Annotated in this window: 14 protein-coding genes; 8 read left to right on the top strand and 6 right to left on the bottom strand. The window is 70.5% G+C overall.

The annotated features are described in order from the left end of the window. Nucleotides 1-3: 3 nt before the first annotated feature. Entirely contained in the window at nt 4-420 is a 417-nt protein-coding gene (locus ACWEN0_RS02355; RefSeq protein WP_451968199.1) for a DUF6069 family protein, read from the top strand. Here the strand turns inward: ACWEN0_RS02355 and trhA are convergent. Beyond that, nucleotides 417-1,058 carry a PAQR family membrane homeostasis protein TrhA gene (trhA, locus tag ACWEN0_RS02350; RefSeq protein ID WP_451969813.1) on the bottom strand — a complete coding sequence of 214 codons (642 nt, stop codon included), beginning with the start codon at nt 1,056-1,058 and terminating at the stop codon, nt 417-419. The genes ACWEN0_RS02355 and trhA overlap by 4 nt on opposite strands. A gap of 113 nt (nt 1,059-1,171) precedes the next feature. Here trhA and ACWEN0_RS02345 point away from each other — a divergent pair, with 113 nt between their 5' ends. Then, nucleotides 1,172-1,948 carry an isoprenyl transferase gene (locus ACWEN0_RS02345; protein ID WP_451968197.1) on the top strand — a complete coding sequence of 259 codons (777 nt, stop codon included), beginning with the start codon at nt 1,172-1,174 and terminating at the stop codon, nt 1,946-1,948. 52 nt (nt 1,949-2,000) lie between these two features. Here the strand turns inward: ACWEN0_RS02345 and ACWEN0_RS02340 are convergent, their stop codons facing one another. Further along, nucleotides 2,001-2,246 (bottom strand): hypothetical protein, encoded by a 246-nt coding sequence (locus ACWEN0_RS02340; protein ID WP_451968195.1) that lies wholly within the window; start codon nt 2,244-2,246, stop codon nt 2,001-2,003. A gap of 724 nt (nt 2,247-2,970) precedes the next feature. On the opposite strand from ACWEN0_RS02340, the gene ACWEN0_RS02335 reads away from it, so the two are divergent. Continuing rightward, entirely contained in the window at nt 2,971-4,263 is a 1,293-nt protein-coding gene (locus ACWEN0_RS02335) for a PhoH family protein (protein WP_451968193.1), read from the top strand. A gap of 38 nt (nt 4,264-4,301) precedes the next feature. Here ACWEN0_RS02335 and guaB1 read toward each other — a convergent pair whose 3' ends face one another. Further along, the gene (guaB1, locus tag ACWEN0_RS02330; RefSeq protein ID WP_451968191.1) at nt 4,302-5,741 is read right to left on the bottom strand and encodes a GMP reductase; all 1,440 of its coding nucleotides are present in this window, start codon (nt 5,739-5,741) and stop codon (nt 4,302-4,304) included. 67 nt (nt 5,742-5,808) lie between these two features. Here guaB1 and ACWEN0_RS02325 point away from each other — a divergent pair, with 67 nt between their 5' ends. Further along, nucleotides 5,809-6,276: a DUF309 domain-containing protein gene (locus ACWEN0_RS02325; protein WP_451968189.1), complete on the top strand. Its 468-nt coding sequence runs from the start codon at nt 5,809-5,811 to the stop codon at nt 6,274-6,276. 58 nt (nt 6,277-6,334) lie between these two features. Here the strand turns inward: ACWEN0_RS02325 and ACWEN0_RS02320 are convergent, their stop codons facing one another. Further along, complete coding sequence (locus ACWEN0_RS02320) at nt 6,335-6,958, bottom strand: MBL fold metallo-hydrolase (protein ID WP_451968187.1); 624 nt, start codon at nt 6,956-6,958, stop codon at nt 6,335-6,337. Nucleotides 6,959-7,055: 97 nt separating this feature from the next. Here ACWEN0_RS02320 and ACWEN0_RS02315 point away from each other — a divergent pair, with 97 nt between their 5' ends. Beyond that, nucleotides 7,056-8,276: an NADH:flavin oxidoreductase/NADH oxidase family protein gene (locus ACWEN0_RS02315; protein ID WP_451968185.1), complete on the top strand. Its 1,221-nt coding sequence runs from the start codon at nt 7,056-7,058 to the stop codon at nt 8,274-8,276. On the opposite strand, the gene ACWEN0_RS02310 is transcribed toward ACWEN0_RS02315, so the two are convergent. Continuing rightward, nucleotides 8,248-8,889 (bottom strand): Pr6Pr family membrane protein, encoded by a 642-nt coding sequence (locus tag ACWEN0_RS02310; protein ID WP_451968183.1) that lies wholly within the window; start codon nt 8,887-8,889, stop codon nt 8,248-8,250. The two genes, ACWEN0_RS02315 and ACWEN0_RS02310, sit on opposite strands and share 29 nt — an antisense overlap. 88 nt (nt 8,890-8,977) lie before the next feature. Here ACWEN0_RS02310 and ACWEN0_RS02305 point away from each other — a divergent pair, with 88 nt between their 5' ends. From ACWEN0_RS02305 to ACWEN0_RS02295, 3 genes are all read left to right on the top strand, one after another. Beyond that, complete coding sequence (locus ACWEN0_RS02305) at nt 8,978-9,817, top strand: NBR1-Ig-like domain-containing protein (RefSeq protein WP_451968181.1); 840 nt, start codon at nt 8,978-8,980, stop codon at nt 9,815-9,817. Between the two features lie 171 nt (nt 9,818-9,988). Next, nucleotides 9,989-10,336 (top strand): hypothetical protein, encoded by a 348-nt coding sequence (locus tag ACWEN0_RS02300; RefSeq protein ID WP_451968179.1) that lies wholly within the window; start codon nt 9,989-9,991, stop codon nt 10,334-10,336. Beyond that, nucleotides 10,333-10,710, top strand: coding sequence for a hypothetical protein (locus ACWEN0_RS02295; protein ID WP_451968177.1), 378 nt, complete (start codon nt 10,333-10,335; stop codon nt 10,708-10,710). The genes ACWEN0_RS02300 and ACWEN0_RS02295 overlap by 4 nt, the downstream gene beginning before the upstream one ends. 67 nt (nt 10,711-10,777) lie before the next feature. Here ACWEN0_RS02295 and ACWEN0_RS02290 read toward each other — a convergent pair whose 3' ends face one another. Next, the gene (locus tag ACWEN0_RS02290) at nt 10,778-12,070 is read right to left on the bottom strand and encodes a S53 family peptidase (protein WP_451968175.1); all 1,293 of its coding nucleotides are present in this window, start codon (nt 12,068-12,070) and stop codon (nt 10,778-10,780) included. Nucleotides 12,071-12,205 lie beyond the last annotated feature (135 nt).

Below are 12,205 nucleotides of genomic sequence, written 5' to 3'. Positions count from 1 at the left end.
CGAGTGACGCCCCGCCTGCAGGCAGGACGCCTGTGGGCCGGCGGAGCGGCAACGGCGGTGGTGGCCGCGTTGACGGCGGTGACGGGCATCGTCATCACCCGTGCCCTGTCCGACGCAACGGTCCTGGCCCCGCAAGGAGACGGCTCGTGGGGCGCCGCGAACACGACGAACTACGCACTGTGCGCGGCAGGGGCGGCCCTCACGGCGACGGCACTGCTGCACCTGCTGGCCGCGACGACGCCACGTTTCGCCCGGTTCTTCACGTGGATCGGCACCCTGTTGACGGCCATCGCCACGGCATTACCGCTGGGCCTGGGCGGTTCCAGCGCGCTGGCGACCGCAATCATCAACTTCGTGATCGGCGTGGTGATCGTGTCGACTTTGAACGGGGTGGCTCGGAGCGCTGTCGTGCGTGGCTAGGCGTACATGGCCAGCCAGATCGCGATGTAGTGCGAAACCGCCGCCAGGACAGTGCAGGCGTGGAAGTACTCGTGGTACCCGAACGTCTCCGGCCAGTGATTCGGCCACTTCACGGCGTAGAAAACCGCCCCGAGCGTGTAGAACAGACCGCCCACGCACAGTAGCACCAAGGCCGCCACGCCGGCGTGTGACAGCAGCTCCGGGAACACGAACACCGCTACCCAGCCCAGCGCTATGTAGATCGGTACTCCGACCCAGCGCGGCGCGTGCGGCCACAGCATCTTCAACGCGACGCCCAGGACCGCGCCGCCCCAGACGATCGACAGGATCACGTAGCCCGTCGGCTTGGACATCGCCAGCAGGGTGAACGGGGTGTATGTGCCCGCGATGAACAGGAAGATCATCGAGTGGTCGGCGCGCTTCATCCACTTGTACGCCGCCGGGCTCCACAGGCGGCGGTGGTACAGCGCGCTCACGCCGAAGAGGCCGAGGATCGTGAGGCCGTAGACCGATGTCGACAGCGCCGCGACCGGGGACACTGTGGACGCCGCCAGGCTGATCAGCGTCGCCGCCGCTGCCACGGCGCCGAAGAACGTCCAGAAGTGGATGTGCCCGCGCAGCCGGGGGCGGAGGTCCACTACGGGCTCGGGTGGTTCCGTCGTCACGCTCACCCGTCCAGGTTACGGGACCGTAGGTTGCCCGGCAGCGGTCGAGTCACGCGCCTCACACCGAGTGCGTAGGCTGCCTCGACGTGAGTGTGCGCTCCTTCTTGTCCGACGTCGTGTACAGCGTCTACGGCCGACGCCTCATCCAGCAGGCCGCCGGGCGGCATCCCCGGCACATCGCCATCATGCTCGACGGCAACCGCCGCTGGGCCCGGGAGGCCGGCTTTTCCGACGTCGCGGACGGGCACCGGGCCGGGGCGAAGAAGATCGCCGACTTCCTGAGCTGGTGCCAGGAAGCCGAGGTCGAGGTCGTCACCATGTGGCTGCTCTCGACCGACAACCTCAACCGCGACCCGGACGAGCTCACGCCACTGCTGAAGATCATCACCGACGTCACCGACGAGCTCGCCGCGCCCGGCACGCCGTGGCGCCTGCGGATCGTCGGAGCCCTCGATCTGCTACCCGCCGAAGTCGCGAAGCGACTCAGCGAAGCCGCCGCGCGCACCGAAGGGCGGACCGGGATGGAGGTCAACGTCGCGGTCGGTTACGGCGGGCGCCAGGAAATCGCGGACGCCGTGCGCAAGCTGCTGCGCCACCACGCCGACGAGGGCACGACGATTCACGAGCTCGCGAAAATCCTCGACGTCGACCACATCTCCGAGCACCTCTACACGTCGGGGCAGCCGGATCCGGATCTCATCATCCGCACTTCAGGCGAACAACGGCTTTCCGGATTCCTGCTCTGGCAGTCCGCGCATTCGGAATTCTGGTTCACCGAAGCGTATTGGCCGGCATTCCGGCGGGTCGACTTCCTGCGGGCCATGCGCGACTACGCGTGGCGCCACCGGCGGTTCGGGTCCTGATAAAGGGAAAGGGCCCCGGAGCGAACTCCAGGGCCCTTTCGCAAGCCTCGACTCAGTGGTGGTGCTCCAGCGAGTGGAGGACCAGCGCCGGGGTGGTGGCGATGCCCGTGTAGGCACCGGCGACCAGGGAGGCCGCGCCGTAGCCCAGGGCGCCGCCGCCCTCGATGAACGTGGCGTAGGCGTCGCCGAACGTCGGGTCCGGGGTGCCCGTCGTGTCGCCCGTCGCGGCGAACGCGGTGCTGCCGATCATCATGAGACCCGCAGCGGTGGCGGCGACGAAACCAGCCTTCTTCAGCACTTCGCACACTCCTAGGTAGAACTGTTGGGATCCGGGGCACCGGGGGTCCGGTGGTGTGTCCCGCAGTGAGAAAATTACCCGTCAAAGGGGCATCTCGTACGGCTCGTACGCCCATTGTGTGAGCCTGCAGCAGGCGCTTTCACTCGGACCGGTTCTCTCTTGGCGGCGCAAAATGCGGCGCGCAACCGAACGTGGTAGAAGCTCTTCAATCGATCTTGCGAATACAACGGGTCAGCGGTTTTCCCAAGATCATTCCGACGTGTGTGCATCGATCGAGAGGTCGGTCACTCGCGGTCACCGTCACGAGGCGTTGATGTCGGACGACCGACAGTGAGGTGACGATCTGGCGAATCACCGTGTTGGCTCCCTGCGCGATCTCCGATTCGTAGGTACCTTCCGGAGGTGAGGGCGCGCGTTCCGTGTGGGTCCTCGCGGGAGGCCCTGGTCGTGACGGTGATCGAGGGGGCGGCGAAGCCGCCCACGAGTCGCACGAGGGGGCCGGCACCCGGCCCTCGTGGCCGCGCCACCTGACAGCTCGTCAGGAGGAACGGTCCAGCCAGGGAGGTGCCCGGCCCAGCGAGTGCGGGCGTGAGGTGCACACGCCCACGAGGGAGATGCCGTCGTGACTGCGCAGCGTTTGCCCCGCAAGGCCTCTGGCCGTTCTTCGACCGGTGCCGTTCCTGGCCCGGAGAAAGCCTCGACCTCGCCCGAATCCCAGCAGCACATGTACGTGCTCGACACGTCGGTCCTCCTTTCGGACCCGTGGGCGGTCACCCGCTTCGCCGAGCATGCCGTCGTGCTTCCGCTGGTCGTCATCAGTGAACTGGAGGCGAAGCGCCACCACCCGGAGCTCGGCTGGTTCGCCCGGGAGTCCCTGCGCATGCTCGACGACCTGCGCCGGCAGTACGGCAGGCTCGACGCGCCGCTCCCGATCGGGGACCACGGCGGCACGCTGCAGGTGGAGCTGAACCACTCGGACCCGTCGGTGCTCCCGTCCGGGTTCCGCACCGACTCCAACGACCACCGCATCCTCGCCTGCGCGCTCAACCTCGCGGCGGAGAACCAGGCGGTCACGCTGGTGACGAAGGACATCCCGCTGCGGGTCAAGGCCGGGGCCGTCGGCCTCGAGGCGGACGAGTACCGCGCGCAGGAAGTGACGCCGTCCGGCTGGACGGGCATGGCGGACGTCGACGTCCAGCAGGAAGTGCTGGACGCGCTGTTCGGCGGCAGCACCGTCGACCCCGTCGAGTGGGGCATGGACGAGCTCGCCGAGCTGCCCTGCCACACCGGGCTGCGGCTGCTCGCGGGCACCTCCAGCGCGCTGGGGCGGATCACGGCGGACAAGCGCATCCGGCTGGTCCGGGGCGACCGCGAGGCGTTCGGCCTGCACGGCCGCAGCGCCGAGCAGCGCGTCGCGCTCGACCTGCTGCTCGACTCCGACGTCGGCATCGTGTCGCTCGGCGGCCGGGCCGGCACCGGCAAGTCGGCGCTCGCCCTGTGCGCCGGGCTCGAGGCGGTGATGGAACGCCGCCAGCACCGCAAGGTCGTGGTGTTCCGGCCGGTCTACGCGGTCGGTGGCCAGGACCTCGGCTACCTGCCCGGGTCCGAGAGCGAGAAGATGCAGCCGTGGGCGCAGGCGGTGTTCGACACGCTCGGCGCGCTGGTCAGCCAGGACGTCCTCGACGAGGTCTTCGACCGCGGCATGCTCGAGGTGCTCCCGCTGACCCACATCCGCGGCCGCTCGCTGCACGACACGTTCGTCATCGTCGACGAGGCGCAGTCGTTGGAGCGCAACGTGCTCCTGACCGTGCTCTCGCGGCTCGGCACGGCGTCCCGGGTGGTGCTCACGCACGACGTCGCCCAGCGCGACAACCTGCGCGTCGGCCGGCACGACGGCGTCTCGGCGGTGATCGAGAAGCTGAAGGGCCACCCGTTGTTCGCGCACGTCACGCTGACGCGCTCGGAGCGCTCGCCGATCGCCGCCCTGGTCACCGAGATGCTGGAGGACCACGGCTGACGGACCCCGGGGCGGCGCACTCGCGCCGCCCCGGCTCGTCACCAGCCCGAGGGGAGCGGGCGGCCTTCGGCGAACCCGGCCGCCGACTGGACGCCCAGCAGCGCGCGCTCGTGGAACTCCTCGAGCGTGCGCGCGCCCGCGTAGGTGCAGGAAGACCGCACGCCCGAGCCGATCGAGTCCAGCAGGTCCTCGACACCCGGGCGGGCCGGGTCGAGCGACATCCGCGACGACGAGATGCCCTCCTCGAACAGCGCCTTCCGGGCGCGGTCGAAGACGTTGTCCGTGCGCGTCCGGGCGCCGACGGCGCGCTTCGACGCCATGCCGAACGACTCCTTGTACGGCCGACCCTGCTCGTCGAACCGCAGGTCACCGGGCGATTCGTAGGTGCCGGCGAACCACGAGCCGACCATCGCCGCGGACGCGCCCGCGGCCAGCGCCAGCGCGACGTCGCGGGGGTGGCGGACGCCGCCGTCGGCCCAGACGTGCTTGCCCAGCTCGCGCGCGGCGGCCGCGCAGTCCGCGACGGCCGAGAACTGCGGGCGGCCCACGCCGGTCATCATCCGCGTGGTGCACATCGCGCCCGGCCCGACACCGACCTTGACGACGTCCGCGCCGGCCTCGATCAGGTCGCGCGTGCCCTCGGCGGTCACCACGTTCCCGGCGACCACCGGGACCTGCGGCGACACCAACCGGACGGCCTTCAGCGCGGCGATCATCTTCTCCTGGTGCCCGTGCGCGGTGTCGACGACCAGCACGTCGACGCCCGCGGCCAGGACCGCTTCGGCCTTCGCCGCGACGTCGCCGTTCACGCCGATCGCGGCCGCGACGCGCAGGTTGCCGTCTCCGTCGACGGCCGGGGTGTAGATGTCCGCGCGAAGCGCGCCGACGGCGGTCAGGACGCCCGCGAGACGGCCTTCGGCGTCCAGGCCGAGCGCCAGCTGCGCGCCGTGGCTGTGCAGCTGCTCGAAGACTTCGCGCGCTGGAGTCGTCAGGGGGACTGCAACGGCCGCAGGCTGCGCGACGTCGGCGAGACGCGCGAAGCGGTCTACACCTGCGCAAGCCGCTTCGTCGACGACGCCGACTGGACGGCCTTCGCCGTCTACGACCACGACAGCGCCGTGAGCGCGCTTGTGGACCAGGTTGAGCGCGTCGGCCACCGCGTCGCCACCAGTGAGCACGAGCGGGGTGTCCCACACGGTGTGGCGGCTCTTCACCCAGCCGACGATCTCGGTGACGGCGGCGGTGTCCACGTCCTGCGGCAGCACCACCAGCCCGCCGCGGCGGGCGACGGTCTCGGCCATCCGGCGCCCGGCGACCGCGGTCATGTTGGCGACGACGATCGGGATGGTCGCGCCCGTGCCGTCCGCGGTGGAGAGGTCGACGTCGAAGCGGGACTCCACGTCCGAGCGGTTCGGCAGGAGGAAGACGTCGTCGTAGGTCAGGTCGTGAGCGGGCCGGTGGCCGTCGAGGAAACGCACGAGTCCCCAGACTACGGGGCACTCGAGGAGACGGCGAACGCGGCCGGGCCCGTGGCAGGATCGGGACATGAGCCGCCGCGACCGGGACGCCGAGGGACGCGCACGCAACGCACGGCCGCGCGACGGCCTCGGCCGGCCGCTCCCGTACGGCGCGGAGGGCGTCGAACGCCAGCCGGAGGGCATCGAGCGGACCCCGGCGCAAACGCTTGCGGAGGCCCAGCGGCTGCTCGACGACGGCAAGCCGTTCCACGCGCACGAAGTCTTCGAGGACGCGTGGAAGACGACCGACGGACCGGATCGCGAGCTGTGGCGCGGCCTGGCCCAGCTGGCGGTCGGCCTGACGCACGCGGCACGCGGCAACACGACGGGCGCGGTGTCCCTGCTGGAGCGCGGAGCGGCGAACATCGAGCCGTACCGGGGTGAGCCACCGCACGGCATCGACGTCGCGGGCCTGCAGGAGTGGGCCCTCACCCTGGCGGGCGAGGCAAAACAGCGGGTCCGGGTAGCCCCGACCCCGCCGCGGCTGACGTGCTGACGGCTGTGGGAGCGGCGGTCGGCCTTGAGCGGGCCGCCGTCGCCCGGAAGCACACGTCCTAGGGCTGGTCCCAGCCGCTCGATGCCGCCTTCTCCGCGCCGAGCGTCGTGCCCTCGCCGTGGCCCGTGTGCACCTTGGTGCTTTCCGGCAGCGTGAACAGCTTCTCGCGGATGGACTTCACGATCGTCGGGTAGTCCGAATAGGACCGTCCCGTGGCGCCCGGGCCGCCGTGGAACAGCGTGTCGCCCGTGAACAGCACGCCGAGGTCCTCCGCGTACAGGCAGACCGCGCCCGGTGCGTGGCCCGGCGTGTGGATGACGCGCAGGTCCGTACCCGCGATCGTGATCGTGGCGCCGTCCTTCAGCTCGCCGTCGGGGGCGCGGTCCGGGTGGGTCTGGTCCCAGAGGACGCGGTCGTCCGGGTGCAGCAGGATCGGCGCGCCGGTCGCTTCGGCGAGCGCGGGCGCCGCGTTGACGTGGTCGTTGTGCGCGTGGGTGCAGACGATCGCGGCCAGTTTCCGTTCGCCCACGACGTTTTCGATGGCCTTCGCGTCGTGCGCCGCGTCGATCACGATCACTTCCGCGTCGTCGCCCACGATCCACACGTTGTTGTCGACGTCCCAGCTGCCTCCGTCGAGCTGGAAGACGCCGGAGGTCACCAGGTTCTGCACGATCGCCGTCATGCGCCCGACCCTAACGGTCATTCGGCGGGTAGATGACATACCGGCGGTATGCTACTCTCGCGTCACCTTACTGTGAGTAAGTTCGAGGAGTGACGCGATGACCGCGACCCGGGACCTCCTGGCGGAGCCGCTGAAACTGCGTTGCGGCGCGGTGCTGCCGAACCGCCTGGTCAAGTCGGCCCTGAGCGAGCAGCTCGGCGACCGGCGGAACGCGCCGACGCGGGAGCTGCACGAGCTCTACCGCACCTGGGCGCGCGGCGGCGCCGGGGCGCTGATCACCGGGAACGTCATGGTCGACCCGGCCGCGCTCGGCGAGCCGCGCAACGTGGCGGCGACCGCGGACCCGGCCGGCTTCCGCGCCTGGGCGCGCGCGGTCGAGGGCACGGACACGCGCCTGTGGGTACAGCTCAACCACCCCGGCCGGCAGAGCCCGCGGTACCTTTCGCGGGAGCCCGTCGCGCCGTCCGCCGTGCCTTTCGGCAACCGCGGCATCCGCACCGCCTTCGCCGCTCCGCGCGCGCTGTCCGGCGAAGAGATCGAAGCGATCATCGAGCGCTTCGCGGTGGCAGCACGCACCTTCGTCGACGCGGGCTTCCACGGCGTCCAGATCCACGGCGCGCACGGCTACCTCGTCTCGCAGTTCCTTTCGCCGTTGACGAACGTGCGCACGGACGCCTGGGGCGGCGACGCGGTGCGCCGGCGCCGGTTCCTGCTCGAGGTGGTCCGGCGGGTGCGCGAGGCGGTCGGGGACGACGTCCCGGTGGCGGTGAAGCTGAACAGCGCGGACTTCCAGCGCGGCGGGTTCACCGAGGACGAGTCCCTGGAGGTCGTGCGCGAACTCGGCGAAACCGGGCTGGACCTGCTGGAGGTTTTGGGCGGCACCTACGAGAAGGCCGCGATGATGGGCTCCGGCCGCGCGAGCACGCAGGCGCGCGAAGCGTACTTCCAGGACTACGCGGCGAAGGCGCGTTCAGTGTCCGACGTCGCGTTGATGGTCACCGGCGGCTTCACGACCCCGCGGGGGATGGCCGACGCGCTGAGCTCGGGCGAAGTGGACGTCATCGGGCTCGGCCGGCCGGTGATCGTCGATCCCGGGTTGCCCGCGCGGCTGCTCGGCGGCGAAGACGTCCGCGCGGAGCGGCTTTGCCCGAAGACCGGCGTCCGGCTGGCCGACAGCCTGCTGGAGATCCAGTGGCACACCCGGCAGATGCACCGGATCGCGGCGGGCAAGCCGGTCGACCGGCGCGGCGCGCTGCCGACGCTGGTTCAGGCCGGGCTGACCGACGGGCTCAACGCGTTCCGCCGGGTGCGGGCGTGAGCCGGCGGTCGTACAGGAACGCCCCGGTCGCGAGCGCGGTGAAGAAGAGCCCGATGAAGACGCAGTTCAGGGTCACCTGGCCGTAGCCGAGCGCGCCGGCGTCGACGAACGGGTACGGGTAGAAGCCGGTGACCGCGCCGCGCGGGAGCGTGAACGCCAGCCAGGCCAGCGGGTAGACCAGCGACCACCAGACCGTGGTCCAGGTCAGCGCGCCGCGCGGGGCGGCGAGGAGCCAGCCGAGCACGAACAGGATCGGCGTCACCTTGTGCAGCATGGTGTCGGCGAAGAACGGCAGGCCGTGCAGGTCGTACAGGCCGGCGAGCGCGACCTGGTAGACGATGCCGGTCACGATGATGCCGACCAGCGCGTCGAGCCAGAGCACGGTGAACAGCCTGCCGCGGGCCAGGCCCAGCGCGACGAGCGCCGAGGTCACGGCGACCAGCAGGTTCGAGTCGATCGTGAAGAAGCAGAACAGGTTCGCGATCCGCCCGGCGGCCGTCGTGAAGCGGCCGGTGGTGTCGCCGGCCGTCGCGATCACCTGGGTGACGAGGCCGGTCAAGGCGACCAGCGCGGTGACCGCGAACCAGGCGCGGGTGAGCTTCTCGCTGCGCATCACCGGAGAATACCGGGCGGTAACTCCACAGTGGACCACTCGATCGAGTCGAGCCGGTCACCCGGTGCGGGTTCTATTGTCGGCCTCGATGGACGTCGAACGCACGCCGGGACGGCGCGGCCGGGTCGCACACGGCCCGGCGGAGACCACCGGCCCGGTCGCCGCGTTCGCGCGCCGGCTGTGGGAGCTGAAGCGCGAGGCGGGCGACTCGTCCTACGACCGGATGCGCGACGAGCTGGGCGCCCTGGCCTCGAAGTCGGCCCTGTCGGCGGCGGCCCGCGGCCGGCAGCTGCCCAGCTGGGAGACGACGTGGGAGTTCGTCCGCGTGCTGGCGGTCGGGGTGCTGGGTCAGGACGAGGCTTCGGTGCGGCTCGAATGGCGAGGGTGCTGGGAGAAGGCGCGCGAGCCCGAGCCGCGACGCGGGTGGGTGCGGGCGCTCGGGCCGCGGCTCGGAGCGGTGCCGTCGCCGCGGCGGCGGTGGGCGGCCTACGGGCTGGCCGCGGCCGTCGCCGTTGTGCTTGTCGTTGCCGTCGGCTTCGTCTTCGGTGGGGCGTTCTCCGCCGAGGAACCCGCCGCCGGTGATGTGTCCGAGTTCGTCGCCGATGTGACCGTTCCCGATGGGGCGGCCGTCGCCGCCGGGAGCCGGTTCGTCAAGACCTGGGAGCTGCGCAACGCCGGATCCGTCGGATGGATCGGGCGGTACCTCGTCCGGTCCGGCTCCTTCGGCAGTCCCGACGAATGCCGGACTCCCGCCCGCGTGCCGGTGCCCTACACCGCGCCCGGCGAGCACGTGCGGGTCTCCGTCGAGGTGCAGGCGCCGTCTTCGCCCGGGCACTGCCAGGTGTACTGGAAGATGGCCGACTCCGAGGGACACCTGCTGCTGCCGGACGCCCGCGCGGTGTTCTTCTCGGTCCGGATCACCCCCTGAATTTGGCTTTCGGCGCCCGCTGGCCATTGCGCTGACCTGCAAAAACGATCTTCGTTTGGCTTTCGCTCCGGTGTGGACGGCGAAGGGCTTCCCGGGCCTGGGCGACCGTCCCTAACGTCGTCGGTGCCCGGATCTCCCCGGGCGAATCCATTCTGCAGGGGAAGGAAACCCATGCGTCCGTACCTGAAGGCTTCGGCCGTCATCGGGACCGCGCTCGTCGCGGGCCTGCTGCCGGCCGGCACGGCTTCGGCATCGGCCCCCGCGACGGCGACCGTCGCGAGTGATCCGATCATCACGTGCGAATCCGGGTACCACGGCTGGATGCGCCGGGCCGGCAAGGACGCCATCTGCCTGTGGCCGGGCGAGCGCACCTGGGACGTCCGCGTCTTCGAGTGCGCCGGCGACCTGACGCTCTATTTCAAGAACGGCAGGCACGTCTACTGCGGCGGCTCGATGACGATCGGCCTCGACATCGCCGAAACGTCCGATGTGGTCAAGACGAAGGTGGGGAACCGATGATGCGCAAGCTGGCCGTTCCGATGGCGGCGCTGGCCGCGACGCTCGTGGTGGCGCCCTCGGCGTCGGCCGCCGCGACGAAGGTGTGCGAAGGCGGGCCGCTGATGGGCGGGGCCACGAAGGTCGTCGAGGTCAGCGCGGGGCAGAACATCGACATCACCGTGCACAACCACGACTACCGCGGCCTGCTCGTCCAGATCATCGACGACGTCTTCGACAAGGGCCTGTGGAGCGGCGGGATCGCGCCGGGCAAGGAACACACGGTGTCGCACGGCGTGCTCGGCGACCCGCCCGTCTACCACAAGATCCGGTTCGAGGTGACGTCCAACCTGTCCAACAACTACACCTACGCGATCAAGTCGGATCGCTGCTACTGACGGGCGACACCGAAGCGGAGTTGCCCGGTGCCGATCACACCGGGCAACTCCGCTTTCGGTGCAAGGGTCAGCGAAGCGCCTTGACCAGAGCCGGGACGAAGACCGACGCGTCGACCGTGCCCCAGCCACTCGCGATGTCGAAGCCCTTCGCCGCGGTGAAGCCGACGACGCCGTCCTGGCTGTTGTCGCCTTCGGTAACGTCGACGATGCCCGCCTTCGGGCCCGCCGGGCCCAGCTTCGTGTACAGCGCCGGGTTGATCTGACCGAGCTTGCCGTGCTTGGCCTGCACCGCGAGCGCGAGCACGCCGGCGAACAGCGGCGCGGACTGCGACGTGCCGTGCACGCCTTCCATGCTGATGTCCGGGAACGAGCGCATCTTGCTGCCGGTGATCTTCTTGACGCCGTCCTGCCAGTTCGGCCGCGCGTACGTCTTCGACAGCCCGGCGCCCTCGGCGAACCCGTCGTCGGCGACGTTCACCAGGTCGTCCGCCTTGGTGCGGGTGCCGTTCGCGTCGAGGTGCAGCTGCGTGCCGCCGAGCGTCGTGACACGCGGGTCGGACGCCGGCCAGCTCGCGACGCGGTACGGGTAGTTGCCCGGGCCGGAGAGGTACCCGCCGGTCGGGCCGTCGTCACCGGAGGAGGCGACCATCGTGATGCCGGCCTTGCTCGCGCGGTCCAGCGCCGGGTCGAGCGTCTTGATCGAGTCGAACGACGGGAAGTTCTCCTCCGTCGTGCCGAAGCTCATCGAGATCACGTCGACCAGCTTGTGCTCGGTCATGTAGTCGACCGCGTGCATCATCTCGGGCAGGCCGGTGAAGCCCTGGGTCTCGGCGACCGGCGTCGCCGCGACGATGATCTTCGCGTTCGGCGCCATGGCGTGCATCATCGTGACGTCGAGGTCGGTCTCGCCGCCCCAGCTCCGGCAGGTCGCGGTGTCGACCCCGGGGTCGGTGCACGCCGGCACCGGGCCGGACGGCTGGATGACCTCGACGTTCGCCGGCGGCAGGCCGTGGTTCTTCGAGTAGGTGTCGAGCACCTGCTTGACCTGGTCGTCGCCGAAGGACACCAGCGTCGCGACCGTGCTGCCCGCGCCGGTGATGCCGGCGTTCCACAGCTTCGTCGCGTTGTACGCGGTGCTCTCCTTCGGCAGCGACGCCATCGCCGCTTCCAGTTTGGCGACGCGCTTCTGCACGGTGTCGGCGCCGACGAACGACTGCGCGGCCGCCGAGAAGTGGTGCTTCGACGGCTGGTGCCCGGCGTCCGGCGTGCTCGGCACCGGGGTGGCCGAAGCCGGTGCCGCGAAGGCCGCGACGAGCAGGGTCGTGCTCGCGAGCAAGCCGGACACAGCGCGCAATCTCATGCTTTTTCTCCCTGGCCGAAGGAAACTCCGTCAGCCACTCTGCTCAGGAGCGGGAGGGGGCAACATCGACTTTCGTCTGTCCTTTTACGAGGAAAGGGCCGCCGACGCACGAGATGTCGTGATCGAGACCTTCGT

This window comes from Amycolatopsis sp. NPDC004378, from assembly GCF_053602455.1.
The sequence above is the reverse complement of the archived record's forward strand: the minus strand, read 5'-3'. Positions and strand labels throughout refer to the sequence as shown.